This is a genomic window from Streptomyces sp. NPDC002676 (assembly GCF_053592455.1).
The window spans coordinates 69,026-93,374 of sequence record NZ_JBSFVT010000015.1 but is presented as its reverse complement, the minus strand read 5'-3'; the positions used below and the strand labels follow the sequence as shown (position 1 = coordinate 93,374).

The following is a 24,349-nucleotide window of genomic DNA, read 5'->3' as shown; positions in this document are numbered from 1 at the left end:
TAAGGCGGCAGGCCGCACGGCATCACCCGTTCGCTGACCACGCGGCGACGACCCTGCACATGCACATGCGAATACGCTCCGTGTGCAATACGTGACTCAGGGCAATCATCGCGCGCGTGGCCCATACATCTACATCGCGTGGGCCCACGACGAGAAAGGGCGCACCCCGTGACCGACAGCTTCACGCACGGCAAGTCCGAGAACATGTTCGGCCTCTTCGACACCGACCACAACGGTCTGATCACGCAGGAAGACTTCCGGCAGCGAGCAGACGCGATCATCCAGCAGTTCCCTCAGGCGGACCCGCAGAAGGCTCAGGCCGTGCGCCGGCAGTACGACGGATGGTGGCAGGAGCTGGCCGATGCGGCGGACAGCGACCACGACGGTCGGATCACGCGGGACGAGTTCGCGGCGGTCCTCGACGGGGCGACCGTCAAGGACGTCGTCGGGACGATCGGCCGCGAGGTGGCCGAGTTCGCGCTCGCCGACAGCGACGACGACGGCTACATCAACCAGCAGGAGATCGTCCCGCTGCTGAAGGCCTACGGCCTCAAGCCGAACCAGGCCGGCACCGTCATGGAGATCCTGGACAAGGACCATGACGGCCGCATCTCCAGCCAGGAGTACGCGTCGATGCAGCGCGAGTGCTACGTCAGTGGCGACCACAAAGCTCCCGGTGTCGCCGTGTACGAAGCCCTCAGCGGGGCCTGACCCGTCGGGGACACTCGACCGCCCGTCGCGCAACGGCGGGCGGTCCTGCTTGTCCGCGACGCCGCGCCAGGGACCACGACTCAGGGATTTCGACTCTTCGACTATGACAGACATGGGGAACGCGATCACCCGCGACAAGATCGCAGTCATCGGCATCGGCTGCCGGTTTCCGGGCGGGGCATCCAGCCACCGGGCCTTCTGGCAGAACCTGATCGACGGCAAGGACTGCATCACGACGACTCCGGCCGATCGGTACGACGTCACGACGCTCAGCAGCCGGGACAAGGCGAGGCGAGGGCGGCTGGTCGGAGGTCGCGGTGGCTACATCGACGGGTTCGACGAATTCGAGCCGGCGTTCTTCGGCATCAGCCCGCGTGAGGCCGAGTACATGGACCCGCAGCAGCGCAAACTGCTGGAGGTGGCCTGGGAGGCGCTGGAGGACGGCGGGCAGAAACCCGCGGAACTGGCGGGACGTGACATCGGCGTCTTCGTCGGCGGGTTCACCCTCGACTACAAGATCCTGCAGTTCGCGGACCTCGGCTTCGACACGCTGGCCGCGCACACCGCGACCGGCACCATGATGACGATGCTGTCGAACCGTGTGTCGCACTGCTTCGACTTCCGCGGTCCCAGCGTCTCGATCGACACCGCCTGCAGTTCCTCGCTCGTCGCCGTGGATCTGGCCTGCCGGAGCCTGCTGCGCGGCGAGAGCAGCCTGGCGCTCGCCGGCGGCTCGCTGCTGCACATGGCTCCGCAGTACACCATCGCCGAGACCCAGGGCGGCTTCCTGTCCCCCGACGGCCGCTCGTGCACCTTCGACGCCTCGGCCAACGGCTATGTCCGGGCGGAGGGCGTCGGCATGGTCGCGCTCAAGCGGCTGGCGGACGCGGAGCGCGACGGCGACCCGATCCATGCCGTGATCATCGGCAGCGGCGTCAACCAGGACGGCCGTACCGACGGCATCACCGTCCCTCGTGCGAACGCTCAGGTGGAGCTCATCGAGCGGGTCTGCGCCGAGGCGGGCGTCGTACCCGGCGACCTGCAGTACGTCGAGGCACACGGGACCTCGACACCGGTCGGCGACCCGATCGAGGCAGCCGCACTCGGCCGTGCCCTGTCGGTCGGGCGGAAGCCGGGCGCCAGATGCTACGTCGGCTCCGTCAAACCCAACATCGGCCACACCGAGTCGGCCGCCGGCATCGCGGGACTGATCAAGACCGTCCTGTGCCTCGAGCACCGTACGATCCCGCCGCACATCAACCTGGGGCGGATCAACCCGGCCATCGACCTGGCGTCGTTGCCGTACGAGATTCCGGCCCGGCCGACCGACTGGCCCGAGCACGACGGGCCGGCCCGCGCCGGAGTGAACGCGTTCGGATTCGGGGGAACGAACGCGCACGTGGTGCTGGAGGAGGCGCCGAAGACACTCGTACGCCCGCGCGCCGACCGCTGCGGAGACGACCCGAACGCCAGGTCGCGGAAGCCGGGTTGGACCATCCTGCCGCTGACCGCGCGGGATCCCGGCGCCCTGCCCCGGCTGGCGGCCGGCATGCTGCGGGAGGTCACCGACGCGGGCGACGACGAAGCGTCCGTGTCGCTGTCCGACCTGGGCCACACCCTGGCGCACCGCCGCCAGCACCACGAATCACGGCTGTCGGTCGTGTACTCCACGCGCGCCTCGCTGACGGAAGGCCTGGAAGCGTACGTGCGGGGCGAGGAACACCCCCGCGTGCTCGTGGACCAGCGCCGGGCCGCTCCGCGACGGCGGCTGGTCTGGGTGTTCACCGGCATGGGGCCGCAGTGGTGGGCGATGGGACGCGGGCTGTTCGAGAGCGAGCCCGTCTACCGCGAGGCGGTCGAGCGCTGCGACCACGAGATCGCCGAGCTCACCGGCTGGTCCCTGGTGGACGAACTCACCGTCGGCGAAGCCGATTCGAGGATGAACGAGACCTGGCTGGCGCAGCCCGCCAACTTCGCCCTGCAGGTCGGCCTCGCGGCCCTGTGGCGCCATTACGGAGTGCGCCCCGACTCCGTCGTGGGACACAGCACCGGCGAGGTCGCTGCGTTCTACGAAGCCGGCGTCTACAGCCTTGAGGACGCCGTCGCGCTCACCGTGCACCGCGGCCGGCTCCAGCACCGGCTGGCGGGCACGGGCACCATGCTCGCGGTGAGCCTGTCCGCCGCGGAGGCGGAGCCCCGCATCCGGCCGTACGGCGACGCCGTGTCGCTGGCCGCGTCCAACAGCCCGGCCTCGGTCACTTTCTCCGGAGACCGGGACGCGCTCGAACAGCTCGCGGACCAGCTCCGCGCCGAGCAGGTCTTCGTCAGGTTCTTGTCGGTGCAAGTTCCTTATCACAGTGCCCAGATGGAGTCGATCAAGGACGAACTGCTGTCCTCACTGGCGGATCTGAAACCGCGCGTGGCGCAGGTGCCGGTGTACCTCACCGGGAGGGAGGGCACCGCGTACGGCACCGAACTGGACGCCGGCTACTGGTGGGAGAACGTCCGGGGCAGTGTGCGCTTCCGGGCGGCGGTCGACCGTCTGGCCGACGACGGCTACGGCGTGTTCCTGGAGCTCGGCCCGCACCCGGTGCTCGGCCACGCGATCCGGGAGTGCCTCTCCGCCCGCGGCGCCGAGGGCTGGACGCTCCCGTCGATCCGCCGCGGGGAGGACGAGCCGGAGCGGTTCATGACCTCGCTGGCCTCGTTGCACAACGCGGGCGTCGACGTGGCGTGGGACGCGCTGCAGCCCGAGGGCCGTCCGGTGACGCTGCCGCCGTATCCCTGGAAGCGTGACCGCTACTGGGTGGAGCCCGCCCCGGTACGGCAGATCCGGCTCGGCCGGCAGGACCACCCGCTGCTGGGCCGCCGCATGGCTCACGCCGAACCCACCTGGGAGGTGAAGCTCGCCGTCGACTCGATGCCGTACCTGGCCGATCACCGGATCCAGGGCAACGCCGTCTTCCCCGCGGCCGGTTACGTGGAGATGGCCGTGCAGGCGGTACGGGCGATGACCGGGGCGACCGAGGCGGTGCTGGGCGAGGTCGAGCTGCGCAAGGCGCTGTTCCTGCCCGACGACGACGCCGCCACGGTGCAGCTGAGCTTCTCCTCCCAGGGCGCCGCGTTCACCATCGCGAGCCTGCCGGGCGACGGCCGGGACCCGGCCCTGCACGCGACCGGCGTGGTGCGCGCTGCGCAGCGCCGCCGCACCGGCGGGACACTCGACGCCGGCACGATCCGGGCACGCAGCGCACGCCGTCTCGACGGCGCCGGATGCTACGCGGAACTGGCTGCCCTGGGGTACCACTACGGGCCCGCGTTCCAGGGCATCGAGGACGTGTGGATCGGCCCCGGTGAGGCGCTGGCCCGCATCCGTGCGACCGAGCCGCTCGGCGACGAGGCCGCCCGCCACCACATCCATCCCGCGCTGCTCGACGCCTGCTTCCAGGCGCTGCTGACCCCGAGGCTGCTCGCCGACCGCGCGGATGCGCAGGACACCGGCATGCTGCTGCCTCTGTCCATCGAGGAGGTGCGCGTCGCCCCTGTAGGGGACCAGCCCCTGTGGGCGCACGCCACGGTCGTACGACGGGGCAGCGGTGAACTCGTAGGCGACATCGGCCTGTACGCCGACAGCGGCGAGCCGCTCGGCCGGATCAGCGGCTTCCGAGCCGCCGACGTCGAGAAAGCGGCGACGTCGGCCGACGTGGGGACGATCGACGGCTGGCTGGCCGAAGTGACCTGGACCGACCGGCCCTTCGAGGCAGGCTTCGAAGCGAGCGAGGGGTCGGACGCAGCTGCCGTCTCACACGACTGGCTGGTGTTCGCCGACGCGCAGGGTGTCGCCGAGGAGTTCGCGGCCGTGGTGCGTGCCACCGGCCGCCGCTGTCACCTGGTCCGCCCGGGCCGTGGATACCGCAGGGCCGGCGAGGACAGCACCTGGACGGTCGCGCCGGACTCCGCCGAAGATCTGGCGCGCCTGTTCACCGATCTGCGCGAGGACGGCGGAGTTCCGCCCGGTGGCATCGTGCACCTTTGGAGCCTCGACCTGCCGCCGATCGGCGCGGCGGACCGGCACGCGTTCGACGAGCACACCGGCACCGGTGTCTACTCACTGATCGCCCTCGCCCAGGTCCTGCCCCGCGAACTGCCGGGCGCCGCCCTGCACATCGTCACCCGCGGCGCGCAGGCGGTGGCCCCCGCGGACGTGGTGGAGCCGCTCGGCGCGCCCGCCTGGGGCATCGGCCGCGTGCTGCGCCACCAGGAGCTGACCGACCACCCGGGCAAGCTCATCGACCTCGACCCGGCCCGGCCGGACGACGCCGCGGCCCGCCGCGCCGAGGCCGAGGCGCTGCTGCGCGAGCTGTCGGCCGGCGACGAGAACGAGATCGCCCTGCGCGCCGGCCGCCGAAGCTCCGGCCGACTGGCCCCGGCCGCCGGCCTGACCCGCCCGCTGCCGCTGCGGCTGCGGGCCGACGGCAGCTATCTGGTGACCGGAGCCTTCGGCGCGCTCGGCCGGCTGCTGTGCCGCACCCTCGTCCGGCGCGGCGCGCGCCGGCTGATCCTGATGAGCCGCACCGCCCTGCCCGAACGCGCCCTGTGGCGGGACCTCGACCCCGACTCCCCGGCCGGGCGCAACGTCTGCTTCGTCAAGGAACTGGAGACACTCGGAGCCCACCCCGTCGTGGTGTCACTGGACATCACCGACGAGGCAGCCCTGAACAGCTGGCTGTCCGGCCACCGGGCGGCCGAACAGCCGCCGATCCGCGGCGTGTTCCACCTCGCGGGGCAAGTACGCGACACGCTGGTTCCGGAGATGGACCGACAGGTCTTCGACTCCACGTACGGCCCCAAGGCCATCGGCGGCTGGCTGCTGCACCGCCTGCTGCGCGACGAACCGCTCGAACACTTCGTGCTGTTCGCCTCGGTCGCCTCGCTGCTGACCACGGCGGGCCAGACCAACTACGCAGCCGGAAACGCCTTCCTGGACGCGCTCGCGCACCACCGCCGCGCCCAGGGACTCCCCGCGCTGAGCATCGACTGGGGCCCGTGGGCGACCGGCATGATCGAGGAACTCGGGCTGGTCGAACACTATCGAGCCGGCCGCGGCATGAACTCGCTGTCCCCGGACACCGGCATGGCCGTACTGGAACGGGTCATCGGCCAGGACCGAGCCCAACTGCTGGTCGCCACGGTCGTCGACTGGCCGGTCTTCCTCGCCTGGTACCCCTCCCCGCCGCCGCTGGTCGCCGAACTTGCCGCCGCGGGCGATCCCCGCATCGACGGTGAACAGCGCGGCTTCGTCAGCGCGTTCCGCGACGCCGATGACGAGGGACGCAGACTGCTGGTCGTCGACCGGTTCGCCGCGCTGGTGGCGCGCGTCCTCAGGATGAACGCACAGGACATCGGCTCGACGGACACCCTGGGCGCCCTGGGACTGGACTCCCTGCTCGCCATGGAGCTGCGCGCCCGCATCCACGCGGATCTGGGCATCGCCCTGCCCGTGGTGGCCCTGCTGAGCAACGCGCCGGTCTCGGAACTGGTCGAGCAGGTGCACGCAGGCCTGTCCGAACTGCTCGCCGCGGACCCCGGCGACGGCGGTGACGCCATGGACGTCGAGCTCTTCGAGGACGAGCGGCAGTATCCACTGACCCAGAACCAGAAGGCGCTCTGGTTCCTCGAACAGCTCAACCCGGGAGGCTTCGCCTACAACATCGGCGGCGCCGTCGAGGTACGTGTCGAGCTCGACCCCGAGCTGATGCTCGCCGCCTTCACCGCGATGATCGAGCGCCACCCCAGCCTCCGCGCCAACCTCGTCATGCAGGACGGGCAGCCGGTACAGCGGATCTCGCCCGCGACGACACCGGACTTCGGCGTGTTCGATGTACGTGACCGGGACTGGGCCGGCATCCGGCAGCTGATCATCCGCGAGTACCGCAAGCCGTACGACCTCGCGGACGATCCACTGGTCCGCCTCCGCCTGTTCAAGCGCGACCAGGACCGCTGGCTGATCATGAAGGCCGTCCACCACGTCATCTCCGACGCCGTCTCCACCTTCACCTTCATCGAGGAACTCCTCGCGGTCTACGAGGGACTGCGGCACGACCTGCCCGTCGAGCTGCCACCGGTGCCCGCCCGCTACCTCGACTTTCTCAACCGGCAGAACCGGTTCCTGGCCGGCCCGGACGCACGGAAGATGCTCGACTACTGGCGGGGCCGCCTCCCCGACGAGGTACCCGTCCTCGGCCTGCCCACCGACCGCCCCCGTCCGGCCGTCCAGACCCACAATGGTGCGTCCGAGTTCTTCGTCCTCGACGAAGAGCTGAGCGCCCGCGTGCACGCCCTGGCACGCGAGCACAACGTGACCGTGTTCATGGTGCTGCTGAGCGCCTACTATCTGCTGCTGCACCGCTACAGCGGGCAGGACGACATCATCGTGGGAAGCCCCGTCACCGGGCGCACGCACGAGGAGTTCGCCTCCGTCTACGGATACTTCGTCAACCCGCTGCCGCTGTACGTGAGCCTGGCCGGTGAACCCTCCACAACCGAGCTGCTGGCGCGGGTCCGTGAGAGTGTCCTGGGCGGCCTGGACAACCAGGAGTACCCGTTCGTCCTGCTGGTCGACCAACTCGGACTGCAGCACGACCCGAGCCGCTCCGCGGTGTTCCAGGCGATGTTCATCCTGCTCACCCACAAGGTCGCCACCGAACAGTACGGCTATCGACTGGACTACATCGAACTGCCCGAGGAGGAGGGACAGTTCGACCTGACGCTGTCGGCCTACGAGGACGAGGCCGAGCACCGCTTCCACTGCGTCTTCAAGTACAACACCGACCTCTTCGAAGCAAAGACGCTGCGGCGGATGGCCTCACATTACGTGAATCTCCTCGACGGGCTCACGAAGGCGACGTCCGCCCGGCCGGCCACCCGGCTGGCCATGCTCGGGCCCGACGAGCGCGAACGCATCCTCGGTCAGTGGAGCGGGGCTGAATCCCGGGCCGCCCACGACGTTCCGGTGCACGAGCTGTTCTGCCAGGCTGCCGCCGCCCACCCCGAGACGATCGCCGTGTCGGCCCCGTCGGAGTCGGGGGCCGTGCGGCGCCTGACGTACGCGGAAGTCGAACACAGCTCCCGCGTCCTGGCACACCGACTGCGCGAGCTGGGGGTGCGCGAGGGCACTGTGGTGGCACTGTGCCTGGACAAGTCGCCCGAACTGATCGTCACCTTGCTGGCGGTGCTCCGGGCGGGCGGCGCGTATCTGCCGCTGGATCCGGCGTACCCGGCGGGACGCCTGGACTACATGGTGAGCAACGCCGGCGCCTCGCTGGTCGTCGTGGCGGACGAGAGCCAGCGTGAGCGCATGACCTCGGCACACGCCCTGGTTCTGACACTGGATCAACTGAACGGATCCGGACAGCTCGCGGCTTGCGACCTCGACGCCAAGGTCGGCCCGGACGCCCCCGCCTATGTCATCTACACCTCCGGTTCCACCGGCAGGCCGAAGGCCGCCCGGGTCAGCCACCACAACCTCGCCTCGGCCTACGGCGGATGGCGCGAGGGGTACCGCCTCGGCCACGACGTGCGGATTCATCTCCAGCTCGCGAACCCGTCGTTCGACGTCTTCACCGGCGATCTGGTCCGTGCGCTCTGCTCCGGCGGCACGCTGGTTCTGATCGGCCGGGAGCTGCTCTTCGACACGAGACGCCTGTACGACACGATGCGTGCCGAGCGGGTGGACTGCGGCGAATTCGTTCCCGCGGTGGTGCGCGGCTTGATGAGCCACTGCGAACGCACAGGCGAGCGGCTGGACTTCATGCGGCTGCTGGTCGTCGGGTCCGACAGCTGGAAGGTCGAGGAGTACCAGCGCCTGCGCGCCCTGTGCGGCCCCCGAACCCGGCTCGTCAACTCCTACGGAGTCACCGAGGCGACCATCGACAGCACCTACTTCGAAGGTCCGGCCGACGGGCTGGAGCCGAGCATGATGGTGCCGATCGGCCGGCCCTTCCCGAACAGCGCCCTCTACATCCTGGACGGGAACAACGAGCCGGTGCCGCCCGGTGTGCCCGGAGAACTGTGGATCGGCGGCGAGGGCGTCGCGCTCGGCTACGCGGGTGATCAGAAGCAGACAGAGGAGCGCTTCGCCACCCTTGCGTTGAGCACTGAGCCCGACAGCGAGCCCGTACGTGTGTACCGCACCGGCGACCTCGCGCGCTGGGACTCGGAGGGTGGCGTGCAGCTGCTCAGTCGCATCGATTCCCAGATCAAGGTCCGGGGCCACCGAATCGAGCTCGGAGAGATCGAAACCCAGTTGGCGCTCTGGCCCGACGTGGAGCAGGCAGTGGTGGCGGTGTGTCAGGACGCGCAGGGCGAAGCCGCCCTGTGTGCCTACTGCGTGCCCGCGGCCGGTGCGGAGCTGCATCAGTGCGAGCTTCGCCGTCATCTCGCCGGCTACCTGCCGACGTTCATGATCCCGTCATACCTCGTCGAACTGCCCACCCTGCCGCTGTCCGCGAACGGCAAGGTCGACCTGGCCGCACTGCCGGCCCCACGGTTCAGTGCCGACGACGAGGCCCACGACCCGCCCGTGACGGATTACGAGGTGCGGATGGCCGGACAGTGGCAGAAGCTGCTCGGCCTCGAACGGGTCGGCCTGCAGGACGACTTCTTCGAGGTCGGCGGCAGCTCCATCAAGCTGATCGAGCTGATCGAGTGTCTGCGGGACGAGTTCGGCGTTCCCGTCCCGGTCAGCCGGCTCTTCAAGCTCACCACCTTGCAGGGGATGGCCGGGACGGTCGAGCAGATCGCCACCGGCGGGTCGGTCGGGGCGCTGCCCTACCTGCGCTTCAACGACGGCGACGGTCCACAGCTCTTCTGCCTCCCGCCGGCCGGAGGCCACGGGCTGGTCTACCGCCGGTTCGCGGCACAGCTGCCGGAGTACCGGGTCACCGCCTTCAACTACCTCGCCGGCGACGACAAGACAGAGCGCTACGCCGACCTGGTCGAGTCACTCCAGGCCGAGGGGCCCTGCGCCCTGCTCGGCTACTCACTCGGCGGCAATCTCGCCTTCGAAGTGGCCAAGGAACTGGAGCGACGCGGACGGGAGGTCTCCCACGTGGTCATCGTGGATTCGTACCGCATTCCCGAATCCTTCAGCCTCACCGACGAGCACTTGGAGGATTTCGAGCGCGAGCTCGGCGAGCACCTGCGCAAGCACACCGGGTCGGCGAGCGTCACCGAGGAAGTGCTCGGCCAGGCGCGGGAATACATCCACTTCTGCTTCCGCACCCCGAACCTCGGGGCGGTCGCGGCCCAGGTCAGCGTGATCTCCGACGAGCAGAAGGCGCAGTTCTATGCCGCCGGCCAGGACGGCGCCTGGCACGGAAGTTCCACCACGGACACGACGGTCCTCCAGGGGTTCGGTGTGCACGCCGACATGCTCGACCCGGCGTACCTGGAGGCCAACACACAGCTGGTGCGCGCCACTCTGACGGCGCCCTTGACGAAGGTCCCGTGACGAACGTCCCGTGACGCTCGCGCGGACCCACCACCCGATCTCACCTCGACATGAAGGGCCGACCAGCCTTGCAGACACAACCGGAGCCGCTCACCTATCCCTTCGAGCCTGGCCCGGGCCTCGAACTCAACCCCCTCTACGCGGAGTTGCGGAACCGGCCACTGGTCCGGGTACGCATGACCTACGGAGACGAAGCCTGGCTCGCCACCACGTACGCCGATGTGAAAAAGGTCATGGCGGACCCTCGCTTCAGCCTGGCGGCAGCCGTGAGCCAGGACCAACCACGCTTGCGTGAATCGGCTCGCGTCGACGGCGGACTCCTCGCCCATGAGCCGCCCGAGCACACAAGACTCCGCGGCATGCTGGGTAAGGAGCTCAGTCCACGGCGGATCGAGCAACTGCGCGGCCGGGCCTGGGACATCGCCGAGGTGCTGCTCGACCGGATCGTGCGGTCGGGGCCGACGGCCGATCTGGTCGAGCAGTTCGCCGTCCCCTTTCCGACGACCCTGACCTGCGAACGGCTCGGAGTGCCCGCCGAAGACCACCTCCGGTTCTGGCACTGGGCAGACGCCAAGCTGGTCGGTGCTGCGACGGACGAGGAGCTCAAGGTGCAGGGCGAGGAGTTCTTCTCGTGCCTCACCGGACTGTTCGAGCTGCGTCGCAGGGAACCCGGAGACGACCTGATCAGCCGCCTCCTACAGGCACGTGAGGCGGACAGTCGGATCACCGAGGAGGAGGTGCTGACGCTCGCCGGAGAGCTCCTCACCGCGGGCTTCGTGACCGTCACCCACCAGATCGTCAACAGCTTCTACTACCTGCTGACCCGCTCCGAGGACCTGGAGCGACTGCGCGATCAGCCCGCCCTGATTCCCAGGGCCGTCGAAGAGCTGACGCGGTATGTGCATCTCAACAGCGTCCTCCTCCCGCGTTACGCCCAGGAGGACGTCGAGCTGGGCGGGGTCCTCGTGCGCGCCGGTGAGGCCGTGCTGGTCGCGCTGTCGGCTGCCAACAGGGACCCGGCGATCTTCCCTGACGCCGAGGACCTCCTGCTCGACCGGGCCGGCATCCCGCACATCGGCTTCGGACATGGTGCGCACTACTGCGTCGGGGCTCACCTGGCGCGGCTGGAACTGCAGGTGGCTCTGGAAGCGGTGCTGCGGCGCCTGCCCGGACTGAGGCTGGCCGTTCCGGTGAACGAACTGCGCTGGAAGACGGGGAACATGGTCAACGGCCTCCATGAACTGCCCGTCGCTTTCGACTCCTGACGTGAAGGGCCGACGAGCCATGCAGACACGCCCGGAGCCGCTCGCGTTCCCCTTGGAGTCCGGTCCGGGGGCAGAATGTCCGTCCCAGTACGCGGAGTTGTGGGAACGGCCGCTCGCCCGGGTGCGGATGCCCTACGGAGATGAGGTTTGGCTCGCCACCGGGTACGGCGATGCGAAGACGGTGATGCCGGACCCTCGCTTCAGCCTGGCCGAAGCCGGGTTGGGCGCTCGGGCACGGGAAGTCGCCGAGGGCCTCCTACCGGCGCGGCGCTCACCTGGCGCGGCTGGAACTGCAGGTGGCCCTGGAAGCGGTGCTGCGGCGCCTGCCCGGACTGAGCCCGGCCGTACCCGAGCACGAGCTGCGCTGGAACACGGAGGGCATCGCCAATGGCCTCTACGAACTGTCCGTCACCTTCGAGCGGCGGCAGGGGGACCGCACCGGTGACACATGACTCCGAGCCGGACTGGGGCAGTCGCGACCGCGCTCCCGGTCGTAAGCCACGGATTCTCATCATCGGCGCGGGCATCGGCGGCCTGTCCACCGGCTGCTATGCGCAGATGAGCGGAATGCAGACCCGCATCCTCGAAAAGCACGTGCTGCCCGGAGGCTGCTGCACCGCCTGGTCGCGCAACGGCTACATCTTCGACTACTGCATCGAGTGGCTGACCGGTACCGGCTCGAACAATGACGCCGCCAGGATCTGGCGGGAGCTGGGCGCGCTCGACGGCAAGACGATCACGAACTTCGAGATGTTCAACACCGTGATCGGCGAGGACGGCCGGTCCGTGACGTTCTACAACGATCCCGAGCGGCTGGAGCGGCACCTGCTGGAGGTCTCGCCCGCCGACGCGCGGCTGATCCGGGCCTTCTGCCGCGATCTCAGGCGGTTTCTCGACATCAACCTGTACTCGTTCCTGACTCCACCGCCGTTGCGGACAGCACGTGAGAAGCTCAGCCTGCTGCGCAAAGTCCTGCCGGTCTTCCCGCTGTTCTGTCGCACTGCGGCGACTTCGATGGAGACCTTCTGCGGCAAGTTCCAGGATCCGCTGCTGCGCCGGGCGTTCCCCTTCATCTTTTTCCAGGACCACGAGGTCTTCCCGCTGCTTCCGTACCTGTTCAACATGGCTGGTGCGTATCACGGCAACGCGGGATTCCCGCAGGGCGGTTCACTGGGCCTGTCACGGTCCGTCGAGGAGCGTTACACCGCCCTCGGCGGCCGGATCGACTACCGCGCACGGGTGAAGCGAATCCTGATCGAAGCAGACCGTGCGATCGGCGTGGAACTCAAGGACGGAACACGGCTGTACGCCGATCACGTCGTCTCGGCCTGTGACGGCTACACCACGCTCTACGGCCTTCTGGGCGGGCGGTACACCAACCCCACCATCGACACGCTCTACAACGAGATGCTGCACACGCCGGAGTTGCTGTACCCAGGCGTGGTCTCCGCGTTCGTGGGCCTGGCCGGCGATGTGGACCCCGGAACCCCGCACAGCGCCACCTATTTCCTGTCAGAGCGCGAGAGTGCCGACCTGCCGGCCGTGCAGCAGAACAGCATCGTGGTGCAACTGCGTTCGCGCTACTGCAACACCTTCGCACCGCCCGGAAAGTCGGTCATCCACTGCACCTACTTCAGCGACTTCGCCTACTGGAAGACGCTGCGCAGCACCGACCGCCGGGAGTACTGGGCACGCAAGCGCCAGGTCGCCGACTTCGTACGGGACTTCCTGGAGCGGCGTCATCCCGGCATCGGCGAGCGGATCGAGGTCATCGAAGTGGCTTCGCCCGCCACCATGCACCGGTACACCGGCAACTCCCATGGCAGCATCCTCGGCTGGAAGTCCTTCACCAAAGCGGAGGACCTGGCGAACAAGCTGGTCAACAAGGACCGCATGCGGCTGCCGGGCCTGCGCGGCTTCTCCATGACCGGTCAGTGGGTCGGCGGTGGCGGACTGATCCGTGCGGCATCCGCGGGCAGATTCGCGGCCCAGTACCTGTGCGAGGAGCTGGGGCTGGAGTTCGCGGCCTGGGAGAGCCCCGGTGCCGAGCCCTGGCACCCCGGAAAGCTGGGCCGACTGCCCCAGCTGGACGCACCGCCGGCGGGCCGCCCGGCCCGGGCGCAGACGTGAAGAGGAACCCGGTGATGTCGCGACCACGACAGCCCAGAGAGTCAGTGATCATCATCGGTGGCGGCCTGGGCGGTCTGTCCACCGGCTGCTACGCCCAGATGAACGGGTACCGGACCCGCATCTTCGAGATGCACGAGATCCCCGGGGGCTGCTGCACCGCATGGGACCGCGGCGACTTCACGTTCGACTGCTGCGTCAGCTGGCTGCTCGGGAACGGGCCCGGCAACGAGATGCACCAGATCTGGCTCGAACTGGGCGCGTTGCAGGGCAAGGAGATGCGGCACTTCGACGTCTTCAACATCGTGCGCGGCCGGGACGGCAGGGCGGTCTACTTCTACTCCGATCCGGACCGGCTGGAGGCGCATCTGCTCGGCATCTCGCTTGCCGACGCCAGACTGATCCGGGACTTCTGCCGCGGTCTGCGCGCGTTCCGCAAATGCCTCGCCGTCTATCCCTTCCTCAAACCGGTCGGCCTGATGGGCCGGTTCGAGCGCTGGCGCATGCTGGCCTCGTTCCTTCCCTACGTCAACGTCATCCGCAAGTCGATGGCGGTGCTCATGACGGAGTACTCGGCGCGGTTCAAGGACCCGCTGCTGCGAGAGGCGTTCAACTTCATCCTCTACGAGAGGCACGCCGCGTTCCCGGTCCTGCCGTTCTACTTCCAGCTGGCCTCGCACGCGAACCTGTCCGCCGGCGTACCGGAGGGAGGCTCCCTCGGGCTGTCGACGTCGATCGAGCGACGCTACCGGCGGCTCGGCGGTGAGGTGACCTACAACGCCAAGGTCGAGGAGGTGCTGGTCGAGAACGACCGCGCGGTGGGGGTACGACTCAGCGACGGGCGCGAGTTCCGTTCCGACATCGTGGTCTCGGCCTGCGACGGCCACACCACGACGATGAAGTTCCTGAAAGGCCGCTACCTCAACGAGACCTACCGGCACCTGTACACGAACACCATCAAGGAACCGGGCATGGTCTTCCCCGGCTACGTCATGCTGTTCCTCGGCCTCAAAGGATCCTTTCCGCAGGGCGAGCCGTGCACCACCTTCCTGCTGGACGAGGAGCAGGCGGCGAAGCTGACCGGCCTCCGCCACCCCAGCATCAACGTGCAGTTCCGCAGCATGCATTACCCCGAGCTGTCACCGCGCGAGACGACCGTCGTCTACGCCACCTACTTCTCCGACACCGCCCCCTGGCGTGCCCTGAACGAAGGGCGTCCGGAGCAGAACACCCGCGTGCACAGGGGAACGAAGATGCACACCCTCCCGCTGCGGCACGGACGCGAGTACTACGCGGCCAAGCACCAGGTCCGTGATGCCCTCGTGACGTTCCTGGACGAGCGCTTCCCCGGCCTGAGGGACGCGATCGCGGTGCGCGACATCTCCACCCCGCTCACCCAGGTCCGCTACACCGGCAACTACGACGGAACCGTACTCGGCTGGCAGCCGTTCGTGGCGAGCGGCGAGACGATGGAGGAAGAGATCAAGAAGCGCGGTCCGGTGCTACCGGGTCTGGAGAACTTCTACATCTCCGGTGTGTGGGCCACCACCGGAGGCCTCATCCGGGCCGCCGCCGCGGGACGCCATGTCATGCAGTTCGTCTGCCGCGACGACGGCAGGGAGTTCACCGCCACCATCGACGACAGCGCACCGCCGCCGACCCACGTCGTCATCCCCGCCGTCCCCGCCGTCGCACACTGAAGGGCCGAGGATGAAGATCGGAAAATGGGCGGTACGCGAGCACGTCGAAGGCGTGCCCGACGTCAGCAGGATCTACGAGAAGGTGGTCGAGGACGTCGAAGTCTGCCTCCGGCGCGACCAGATGCTGCTGCTGACCCGGTACGTCTCGCTCGACCCCTTCCTGAACGGCCTGACGCTGGTGACACCTCTCGGCCGTCACGCGCCCAGTCTGTCGATCATGGAGGTGCTCGACGCCGGCCCCGATGCGACCTTTCGCCCCGGCGACCTGGTGGAGGGCTTCGGCGGCTGGCGTACCCATGTCGTCAGCGACGGAAAGGCCCATGTGTGGGATACGGGTTCGTTCCTGTTCGATGTCGCAGACTTCCGCAAGCTGCATCCCGAGCGCTACGACGAGGTGCTGCCGGTCTCGACGGCACTGGGCGTCATGGGGGTGTCCGGACTGACCGCCTGGGGAACGATGACCAAGTTCTTCACGGTCGAGCCCGGCGACACGGTCATGATCAGCGGCGCGACGGGCGCCGTCGGATCCCTGGTCGGCCAGTTGGCCAAGCGCGCCGGTGCCCGGGTGGTCGGTACCACGGGCAGTCCGGAGAAGGCGGCGTACCTGACCGGGCTGGGCTTCGACCACGTCATGCTCTACAGCCAGGGCGACGACGCCGACGCCGTGTACCGAGCGGTCGCAAAGGCCCTGCCGGACGGCGTCGACAAGTACTTCGACAACATGGGCGGCGCCGTCACCGACGCGGTGTTCACCAAGCTCAACCGGTACAGCCAGGTGGCGGTTTCGTGGCAATGGGGCGCCACGGTCGGACGCGACAAGGTCGGACCACGCCTGCTGGAGCACATCATGCGCCCGCGTACCACGATCCGCGGCATCTACGCGCAGGACTGGTACACAGAGGAGGACTTCGCCGCCCTCCACGACGAACTGGGCGGCATGATCCGGCGCGGTGAGATCTCCTACGACCAGACCGTCCGCCACGGATTCGACAGCATCCCTGAGACCTACCGGAGCCTGTACGTGAACCGTGCGGCGAACCGCGGGAAGCTGTTGATCGCGGTGTAAGCGGGGCGTGCGCGTAGGGTGCCCGAATGATCGAGGTACCCGAGACGTTCGCGCGGAGCACGGTCGAGCGGGAAGGAGAGCCCGGATCGGTATGGCTCGCCGAACTGCCCGGCATCGTGGAGGAGCTGCTGGGGAGTTGGGGGTGCGTGCCGGACGGTCCGGTGATGCACGGGGGTGTGGGAGTCATCGTCCCGGTGCGAAGCCGCGATGACGTGGCCGCTGTGGTGAAGGTGTCGTTTCCTCACCCCGGCAACGTCCATGAGCCGGACGCGTTCGCCGCCTGGGGCGGGCGCGGGGCCGTCCTGCTGCACGAGCGCGACGACGAACGGTTCGCGATGCTGCTGGAGCGGGTCGGGACGTCGACCCTGGCGGAAGTCGAAGACGGCGACGAGGTGGTGACGATCGCGGGCCGCCTCAGTCACCGGCTGGCCGTCCCCGCACCGCCCGGCCTGCCACGGCTTCGGGAGCAGGCCGACGCCTGGGAGGAGCAACTGCGCAAGGACGCCGACGAGCTGACGCACACCATGTCACGTGATGCGGTGGACGCGGCCCTGGCGACCGTCCGCGAGCTGGGGCGTGCCCAGCCGGACACCCTCGTCCACGGCGATCTCCACGCCCGGAACATCCTGCGTGCCGACCGTGAACCATGGCTGGCCGTCGACCCCAAGGGCTGTGCGGGAGACCCCGCTTACGACGCCGGCACACTGCTCAAGTCCCGCGCGCTCACGCTCCTCGCGGCGAACGACATGCGCAAGGCCGTCGACCGCATCCTGGACGTCTACACCGAGGCCGCGGAAGTCGATCGCTCCCGTGCCCGGCGCTGGGCCCAGTTGCACGCCGTCCAGGCCGCGTTCTGGGGCCGTCGCCACGGTTTTCGGAGGGCTCGCACCGGGCCAGGGCGTGACTGGCTCATCGAATTCGCGGAAGGCCTGTCCGAGTTGCTCATGGCCTGAGAACGACGTCGGCAAGTGGCCTGAATCACATTTCGGGCCTGTCACGTCCGTCACCGTTCGCCTGTCCCATGGGTGTCACCGCAGACACGACACGGAGACGGGTGGGGACATGAAAGTTCTGCTGGCCGGCGCGAGCGGTGTGCTGGGCGGGAACGTCGTCCGCGAACTGGGCGCGGCGGGGCATGAAGTGGTGGGCCTCGGGCGCGGTGCCGGCAACGGGGCTCGGGCGGATCTGCTCGACCGCGAGGCGGTGCTGCGGGCGGTGGACGGGCTCTCGTTCGATGTCGTCGTGCACGCGGCCACAGCGCTTCAGGGCAGGTCGTTGCTGCGCCACCAGGACATGGCCGCCACCAACCGGCTGCGCACCGAGGGCACCGCGAACCTGCTCGCCGCCGCGAAGGAGACCGGAGCCCGGCGCATCGTCGTGGAGTCGATGGCGTTCGGCTACGGCTACGGGGACCATGGCGACCGGTTGCTGGGCGAGGACGAGGGCGCCTTCGGGCCCGTGCAGGGCGACCGGTGGCTGGAGGGGCACGTCGGCGCCATGCGCACCAAGGAGGAACTCGCCTTCACCGCCGACGGCATGGAAGCCGTCAGCCTGCGCTTCGGCCTGTTCTACGGGGCCGGTGTCAGCGACACGACCGTGCTGCCGATGCTGCGCAAGCGCGCCCTGCCGGTCGTCGCGGACCGGGGGCGGGCGATGTCCTGGGTGGACGTGGAGGACGCGGCCCGCGCGGTCGTCGCCGCGATCGAGAGCGGCCGGCCGGGCCAGGCGTACAACATCGTCGACGACACACCGATGGGCTTCGGCGGCCATGTCCATGCTGTGGCCGAGGCGTTCGGCGCTCCCGCCCCGATGACCGTACCGCTGTGGCTGCTGCGTCCCGCCCCGCTCGCGTACGCCATCATGTCGACGAACCTGCGCCTGGCGAACGCGAAGGCGAAGGCCGAGCTGGGCTGGGCACCCGCCAGTGCGGGTTGCGTGGACCGGCTGAACACACTTGCCGGGCAAACTCGTCGGCTGGCAGCCTGATGCGTGTGATCGACATGGACGAGGTATCTGACGCGGCACTCGGCGTCTTCACCGAGCACCGCCGACTGCTGTTCGGCACCGCCTACCGGCTGCTCGGCAGCGTGGCTGACGCGGAGGACGTCCTGCAGGACGCCTGGCTCAAGTGGTCGCTCACCGACCAGGGTTCGGTGGACAACCCCCGCGCTTACCTGGTGCGCACGGTCACCAATCTCGCGCTGAACAAGCTCACTTCGACGCGTGCCAAGCGCGAGAGCTATGTCGGGCCCTGGCTGCCCGAGCCTCTGATCACCTCGCCCGACGTCGCCGAGGAGGCGGAGCTGGCCGACTCCGTCTCCACGGCGATGCTCGTGGTCCTGGAGAGCCTGAGCCCCGTCGAACGGGCCGTGTTCGTCCTGCGCGAGGCGTTCGGATACCCGTACGCCGACATCGCCGCGATCCTCGACCGCCCCGATCCCACAGTCCGGCAGATCGCCCACCGCGCTCGCGCACACGTCCAGGAGCGCCGACCGCGTTTCCGCAGCGACGGCGCGGAACGGCGCGAGATCACGGAGCGGTTTCTCGCCGCCTGCACCGGCGGGGACCTGAACGCCATGATGGAACTCCTGGCCCCTGACGTCACTGCCTGGTCCGACGGCGGCGGCCTGGTCAGCGCGGCCCGCCGCCCGGTGCACGGCGACGACCCGGTCGCGCGCTGGATGCTCGGCGTCCTTGCCAAGCCCGGCCTGGAGGGGATGGCTTGGCAGTCGGCGGTCATCAACGGGGAGGAAGGCGTCCTGTTCACCATGGGCGGGCGCCCGGCGGGCGCGCTCACCTACGACGTGGACGGCGGCCGGATCGTCAACCTTCGTCTCCAGGGCAACCCCGAGAAGCTGCGGGGGGTCGACGTGTGATCGAGTCCGACGCGCCGCCCCCCGCCCAGCAGCCCTGGCCCTCAGGAATCGTCGGCGGTCAGGCGGCGCAGTACGGCCACAGCCTCGTCCCGCACCCCGGGCGGGAAGAAGCGCGCGTCGACCTCCTCCACGGCGGCGATCGCGCGGGGGGCCAGTTCGGCGCCGGCGGCGGTGACGTGCAGCCGCTTGGCGCGGGTGTCGGCGGGGTCGACCTCGCGCTCGATGAGCCCCTTGCCCTCCAGGGTGCGCAGCACCTGTGACGTCATCTTGACGTCCGTACCGGCCTGACGGGCGAGGGCCAGCTGACGGGGTCGCTGCCCCTGGGAGTTGAGCCACCAGGCGCAGGCGAGCAGCACGAACTGGACATGGGTGAGCCCCAGTGGGGCCAGGGCCGCGGCGATGTCCCGCTGCCAGCGCAGCGTGGCGTGCCAGAGAAGGAAACCGGGGCTGCTGTCGGGGTCGAGCGCCATCAGCCGCGCGCCGCCTCGACCAGGGCCGCCATGGTCTGCGGCCAGTCCTCGGTGACAGCCGGACCGACCTGCGGGCCGAACTCGGCGGCGCCCTCGCCGGTGATCTCCATCCGGTACGTCACCCGGGTCCGCGTGCCCTCGTCCTGGCCGGACTCGCCCCGGTCGATCCGGTGCGTCGTCCGCAGGACCATGCCGCCGAACCGGGCCTCGTCCACGAAGAGTTCACCGGGGACGGTCTCCGTGACGACGAGGTGCACCGGCTCCTCTCCGTCCGGGTTCATCACGATCTCGGCTCCCGCGGCGAACGGCCCGTCGAAGCGGATGCTCCGGATGTCGGCGTTCCACGTCCCCCAGTTCTCGACGTCGGCCCACAGGCGCCAGATCGCGTCCGGGGTGGCATCGGTCTCAAGGCTGTGCTCGTAAGTCCACATGGGATTCCCCCCGCGCTCGACGGTGTTCGACGGCCATCGGCCGGCATCAACTGCGTACAGATTATCTGTGCGCAGACTATCTGTCGAGTCGCGGACTCCGCGTCGCCGTCGTGATGTGGGCGCGGTACGCCTCACCTGCCGTGAACGTGGCGGCGGGCTCAGTGCACGGAGAGCCCGCCGTCGACGAAGATCGCCTGGCCGGTGACGTAGGCGGAAGCGCGGCTCGCCAGGAACACGGCGGCCCCCTCGAAGTCCTCGGCCAGGCCGTTGCGTCCGACCATGGTGCGTGCGGCGAGTGCCGTCACCTTCTCCGGGTCGGACGACAGGCGCGCGTTGAGCGGCGTCATGACGAAACCCGGCACGAGCGTGTTGCAGGTGACGCCGTACGGCGACCACGCCTCGGCCTGTGAACGGGCCAGCGACTCCAACGCCCCCTTGGAGACGCCGTATGCGCCGCTCTGGACGAACGCCCGGTGCGCCTGCTGGGAGGTGATGTGGATGATCCGGCCGAAGCCCCGTTCGGCCATGCCGGGCCCGAAGCGCTGTCCCAGCAGGTAGGGCGCCTCCAGGTTCACCGCCATCGTGGCGTCCCACACGTCCTCGCCCAGCTCGCCCATGGGCGGACGCAGGTTGATCCCGGCGGAGTTGACGAGAATGTCGGGCTCCCCGAACACCTCGGCGGCCTGCTCCGCCGCCGCGCGCACCCCGGCGCGCGTACTCAGGTCGGCGCTCACCCAGGCCGCCCGGCAGCCGTCGTCCGTCAACTCGTCGACGGCGTCGCGCAGTTCCGCTTCCTTGCGCGCCACGATCACCACGTCGGCTCCTGCTCGCGCGAGAGCCCCGGCGATGGCCCGGCCGATGCCGGAACTGCCGCCGGTGACGACGGCGACCTGGCCGTCCAGTGAGAAGAGTTCGCAGAGGTACGTCTGGGAGGTCATCTCCGCACCCTAAGCGGCGCGCCCTCGGCGAGGGCATCCGGGGGAGGCGTCAGGGCTGCGGATCACCCGGTGCGTGGCTCACCGATGGTGTGGATCAACGGGCAACCCCCGATTAGGATGGATGTTCGGCATCGCGTGCCGGTCACCGACTGGGTGAGGCATGGAGGTGCCTGGACATGCCCCTTGGAGGCATTCCTTGTCAGTCGAACTGAATCACACCATCGTCTACTCCCGGGACAAACACGAATCCGCCGAGTTCTTCGCGGAACTGCTGGACCTGGAGATCACGGGAGAGTGGGGTCCGTTCGTCGCGATCGCCCTGAGCAACGGAGTGACGCTGGACTTCGCCACGATCCCCGAGGAGAAGATATCCCCGCAGCACTACGCCTTCCTGGTCTCCGAAGAGGAGTTCGAGGCGGCGTACGCGCGGATCAAGGAGCGCGGCATCGAGCACTACGCCGACCCGCACATGAAGCGGCCGAACGAGATCAACCACAACGACGGCGGTCGTGGCGTGTACTTCATGGACCCGGTCGGTCACGCCATGGAACTGATCACCGTGCCGTACGGCGGCTGGCCCGCGTAAGTCGCGAAGCGTAAGCGTTGGTCTCGCTCAGTCGCCGCCCGGCTCTTCGTCCGTGTTTCGCGCCGCCGCAAGGTAGTTGTAGGCCGAGGCCCGCGAGATACCGAGCCGGGCGGCGACCTGCTGGACCGCGCCGCGCACGGCGAACACGCCACGTCGGTCGAGGTCGCGGAACAGCGCCAGCCGCTCGGCCCGGCCGAGGTGGGCCCAGGTCTTGACGCCGCTCAGCTGACGGGCGTCGACGATCGCGGCCACGACGGCGCCGATGTCGTCCCCGAACGTGGTGGTCGGCAGACCGGCAGGGGGCCCGGCCACCCCTGCCAACTCGCCCATGAGCGCGTGCACTTGGCTGATGGCGGTCACGTCGAGATTGACGCACAAGGCGCCGAACACCGTGCCCGCGGAGTCGCGCAGCAGCATGGTGGAGGACTTGACGAGCCTCCCGTCCTGAGTGCGGGTGAGGTAGTTCAGCTCGTCGCCTGCCTCGTCGCCACGGGCCAGCAGCCGCATGCCGATCTCGCTCATCGACCCGCCCACGCCGCGGCCGGTGACCGACCCGGCCAGTGCGACGATCGACTTCTCGGGCCGCCGGAAGTCGTGGATCACCACCTCACAGGAGGAGCCGAACGTCGCTGCGATCCCGTCGATCACCGGTGTGAGAGCCGCGATGACGGCATCCTGCTCGGCGCTGCGGACCGGCGCCCCCGCCTGTGCGTCTGCCATGCGTTTGTCTCTCTGTGTCACTGGGGTTGGACTTCTCGTCTACATATTAGACAATCAATCCAGAGACCCGTTGGATCCCGGAACGGAGTACGCACATGCCCGACCGTCAGCCCGTCACGCTGCAGGATGTTCAGGAGGCCGCGGAGCGGATCAAGGGCGTCGCCCACCGCACCCCCGTCCTGCGCTCGCGCACCCTGGACGAACTCGTCGGCGCCGAGGTGCACTTGAAGTGCGAGAACCTGCAGCGCATGGGCGCCTTCAAGTTCCGCGGCGCCTACCACGCCGCCTCCCGGCTGTCCGCCGCGCAACGGGCCAAGGGCATCGCCGCCTACTCCTCCGGCAACCACGCGCAGGCCGTCGCCCTAGCCGCAAGGGAACTCGGCACCACCGCCGTGATCCTGATGCCGGAGGACGCCCCGCGCTCGAAGCTGGAGGCGACCGCCGGTTACGGCGCCGAGATCGTCACCTACGACCGCTACACGGGCGACCGGATCGCCATCGGCGAGGCACTCGCCGCCGAGCGGGGGCTCGCGCTGATCCCGCCGTACGAGCATCCGCACGTCATCGCCGGGCAGGGCACCGCAACGCTCGAACTCATCGAGGAAGTGGGGGAGTTGGACGCGCTGTTCGTGCCCGTCGGGGGCGGTGGGCTGGCCGCCGGCAGTGCCGTCACCGCCAAGGGGCTGCTGCCGGACATCCGTGTCGTCGGCGTCGAACCGGAGGCCGGGGACGACACCAAGCGGTCCCTGGAAGCGGGGCACAGGGTGTCCATCCCCGTACCGCGCACCATCGCCGACGGCCAGGCCCTGGACACCCCCGGTGAGCTGACCTTCTCCATCAACAGGCGTTTGCTGGACGGTATTTCACTCGTCAGCGACGACCGGATCAGGGACGCGATGCGGTTCGCCTTCGAACGCCTGAAGACGGTCCTCGAGCCGAGCGGCGCCAGCGCCCTGGCCGCCCTGCTCGCCCACCGCGTGGACCCGCTGCCACGCCGTGTCGGCGTGATCCTGTCCGGCGGCAACGTGAGCGCCGAGCGGTTCGCCCAGATCATGGCCGGCTGACGCGACGGCGAACGTCTCCGTCCTCGGACTCGGTTACGGTGCCTTCGTGTTGGGCTTCGGCATCTCCATCTCCTGGATGGGGGACGGCACTCCCGCCGGGCTGCTCGCCGTCGTCGACATGCAGCGCGTGTTCGCCGACCCGGCCAGCCCCTGGGCCACCCCCCGGTACGCCGACGCGGCGGCGGGCGTACTCCGCCTGCTGCCCGCGTTCGGCGACCGCGTCACCTTCACCCGCTTCCTCGCGCCTGCCGAGCCCATCGGGGCCTGGCGCGCCTACTACGACCGGTGGCCCTTCGCCCGCCGCCTCCCGGACGCCGAACTCTGGGCGCTGACCGACGAGTTCGCCGAGCACGCCGGCGACACCGTGGACGCCACCACCTTCGGCAAGTGGACCCCGGAACTCGCCGACCGCGTCGGCCCGGAGGGCCGCCTGGTCCTGGCCGGGGTCAGCACCGACTGCTGCATCCTGTCCACCGCCCTGGCCGCCGCAGACGCCGGCTGCGAGGTCCTGGTCGTGGCGGACGCCTGCGCGGGCGTCGACGACGACTCGCACATAAAGACCCTGCACATCCTGGACCTGTACCGTCCGCTGATCCGCGTCACCACCATCGCCGACCTGCTCGCGGAGACCCGGCCATGACCGGCGTCCCGCTCAAGCACCAGCGCATCAGCCGGGTCCGCCCGGGCGTCGACACGCGGGTGCGGACCCTCGCCGCAGAACTCGGCCGCGGGTGTTCAGCCTGCTCGACTCCGACCACTTCCAGCTGACCCTCACCTTCGGCTGACCGCACCGGACCTCCGGTCGATTCGCACGCATGTCCCCGCCCCCAACGGGTACGCGAGGCGGGAGCGCCTGGGCGGGCGGACCCCGCCCGGGTGGCCTG

The 24,349-nt window shown here is 69.3% G+C and carries 17 protein-coding genes; 13 read left to right on the top strand and 4 right to left on the bottom strand.

Annotation, left to right across the window (positions count from 1 at the left end; genetic code table 11):
• Positions 1-168 precede the first annotated feature (168 nt).
• The 10 genes from ACWD3E_RS31730 (at position 169) to ACWD3E_RS31685 (ending at position 19,256) form a co-directional block, all read left to right on the top strand.
• The gene (locus tag ACWD3E_RS31730) at positions 169-711 is read left to right on the top strand and encodes an EF-hand domain-containing protein (protein WP_451390983.1); all 543 of its coding nucleotides are present in this window, start codon (positions 169-171) and stop codon (positions 709-711) included.
• Positions 712-814: 103 nt separating this feature from the next.
• The gene (locus ACWD3E_RS31725; protein WP_451390982.1) at positions 815-10,222 is read left to right on the top strand and encodes a non-ribosomal peptide synthetase/type I polyketide synthase; all 9,408 of its coding nucleotides are present in this window, start codon (positions 815-817) and stop codon (positions 10,220-10,222) included.
• A gap of 68 nt (positions 10,223-10,290) precedes the next feature.
• Positions 10,291-11,487 carry a cytochrome P450 gene (locus ACWD3E_RS31720; RefSeq protein ID WP_451390981.1) on the top strand — a complete coding sequence of 399 codons (1,197 nt, stop codon included), beginning with the start codon at positions 10,291-10,293 and terminating at the stop codon, positions 11,485-11,487.
• Positions 11,488-11,783: 296 nt separating this feature from the next.
• Positions 11,784-11,939 carry a hypothetical protein gene (locus tag ACWD3E_RS31715; protein WP_451390980.1) on the top strand — a complete coding sequence of 52 codons (156 nt, stop codon included), beginning with the start codon at positions 11,784-11,786 and terminating at the stop codon, positions 11,937-11,939.
• Positions 11,929-13,617 (top strand): phytoene desaturase family protein, encoded by a 1,689-nt coding sequence (locus tag ACWD3E_RS31710; protein WP_451390979.1) that lies wholly within the window; start codon positions 11,929-11,931, stop codon positions 13,615-13,617. Before ACWD3E_RS31715 ends, ACWD3E_RS31710 begins: the two co-directional genes overlap by 11 nt.
• A 14-nt stretch (positions 13,618-13,631) precedes the next feature.
• Positions 13,632-15,314, top strand: coding sequence for a phytoene desaturase family protein (locus tag ACWD3E_RS31705; RefSeq protein WP_451390978.1), 1,683 nt, complete (start codon positions 13,632-13,634; stop codon positions 15,312-15,314).
• A gap of 10 nt (positions 15,315-15,324) precedes the next feature.
• Positions 15,325-16,380 carry a zinc-binding dehydrogenase gene (locus tag ACWD3E_RS31700; RefSeq protein ID WP_451390977.1) on the top strand — a complete coding sequence of 352 codons (1,056 nt, stop codon included), beginning with the start codon at positions 15,325-15,327 and terminating at the stop codon, positions 16,378-16,380.
• A 26-nt stretch (positions 16,381-16,406) separates the two neighbouring features.
• Positions 16,407-17,333, top strand: coding sequence for an aminoglycoside phosphotransferase family protein (locus tag ACWD3E_RS31695; RefSeq protein WP_451390976.1), 927 nt, complete (start codon positions 16,407-16,409; stop codon positions 17,331-17,333).
• A 109-nt stretch (positions 17,334-17,442) separates the two neighbouring features.
• Positions 17,443-18,366 (top strand): NAD-dependent epimerase/dehydratase family protein, encoded by a 924-nt coding sequence (locus tag ACWD3E_RS31690; RefSeq protein ID WP_451390975.1) that lies wholly within the window; start codon positions 17,443-17,445, stop codon positions 18,364-18,366.
• 14 nt (positions 18,367-18,380) lie between these two features.
• On the top strand, positions 18,381-19,256 hold the full coding sequence (locus tag ACWD3E_RS31685) for an RNA polymerase sigma-70 factor (RefSeq protein ID WP_451391070.1): 876 nt from the start codon (positions 18,381-18,383) through the stop codon (positions 19,254-19,256).
• 41 nt (positions 19,257-19,297) lie between these two features.
• On the opposite strand, the gene ACWD3E_RS31680 is transcribed toward ACWD3E_RS31685, so the two are convergent.
• From ACWD3E_RS31680 to ACWD3E_RS31670, 3 genes are all read right to left on the bottom strand, one after another.
• Positions 19,298-19,726, bottom strand: a complete 429-nt coding sequence (locus tag ACWD3E_RS31680; protein ID WP_451390974.1) for a MarR family winged helix-turn-helix transcriptional regulator — start codon at positions 19,724-19,726, stop codon at positions 19,298-19,300.
• The gene (locus ACWD3E_RS31675) at positions 19,726-20,157 is read right to left on the bottom strand and encodes an SRPBCC family protein (RefSeq protein WP_451390973.1); all 432 of its coding nucleotides are present in this window, start codon (positions 20,155-20,157) and stop codon (positions 19,726-19,728) included. The genes ACWD3E_RS31680 and ACWD3E_RS31675 overlap by 1 nt, the downstream gene beginning before the upstream one ends.
• A 158-nt stretch (positions 20,158-20,315) precedes the next feature.
• Entirely contained in the window at positions 20,316-21,095 is a 780-nt protein-coding gene (locus ACWD3E_RS31670) for an SDR family NAD(P)-dependent oxidoreductase (RefSeq protein ID WP_451390972.1), read from the bottom strand.
• A 196-nt stretch (positions 21,096-21,291) separates the two neighbouring features.
• Between ACWD3E_RS31670 and ACWD3E_RS31665 the strand changes: the two genes are divergently transcribed.
• The gene (locus ACWD3E_RS31665; RefSeq protein ID WP_451390971.1) at positions 21,292-21,681 is read left to right on the top strand and encodes a VOC family protein; all 390 of its coding nucleotides are present in this window, start codon (positions 21,292-21,294) and stop codon (positions 21,679-21,681) included.
• Positions 21,682-21,708: 27 nt separating this feature from the next.
• On the opposite strand, the gene ACWD3E_RS31660 is transcribed toward ACWD3E_RS31665, so the two are convergent.
• Positions 21,709-22,401 (bottom strand): helix-turn-helix transcriptional regulator, encoded by a 693-nt coding sequence (locus ACWD3E_RS31660; RefSeq protein ID WP_451390970.1) that lies wholly within the window; start codon positions 22,399-22,401, stop codon positions 21,709-21,711.
• Positions 22,402-22,496: 95 nt separating this feature from the next.
• Between ACWD3E_RS31660 and ACWD3E_RS31655 the strand changes: the two genes are divergently transcribed.
• Both ACWD3E_RS31655 and ACWD3E_RS31650 read left to right on the top strand, forming a co-directional pair.
• Complete coding sequence (locus ACWD3E_RS31655; RefSeq protein ID WP_451390969.1) at positions 22,497-23,465, top strand: pyridoxal-phosphate dependent enzyme; 969 nt, start codon at positions 22,497-22,499, stop codon at positions 23,463-23,465.
• Positions 23,466-23,541: 76 nt separating this feature from the next.
• Positions 23,542-24,105, top strand: a complete 564-nt coding sequence (locus ACWD3E_RS31650) for a cysteine hydrolase family protein (RefSeq protein WP_451391069.1) — start codon at positions 23,542-23,544, stop codon at positions 24,103-24,105.
• The last annotated feature ends 244 nt before the right edge of the window (positions 24,106-24,349 follow it).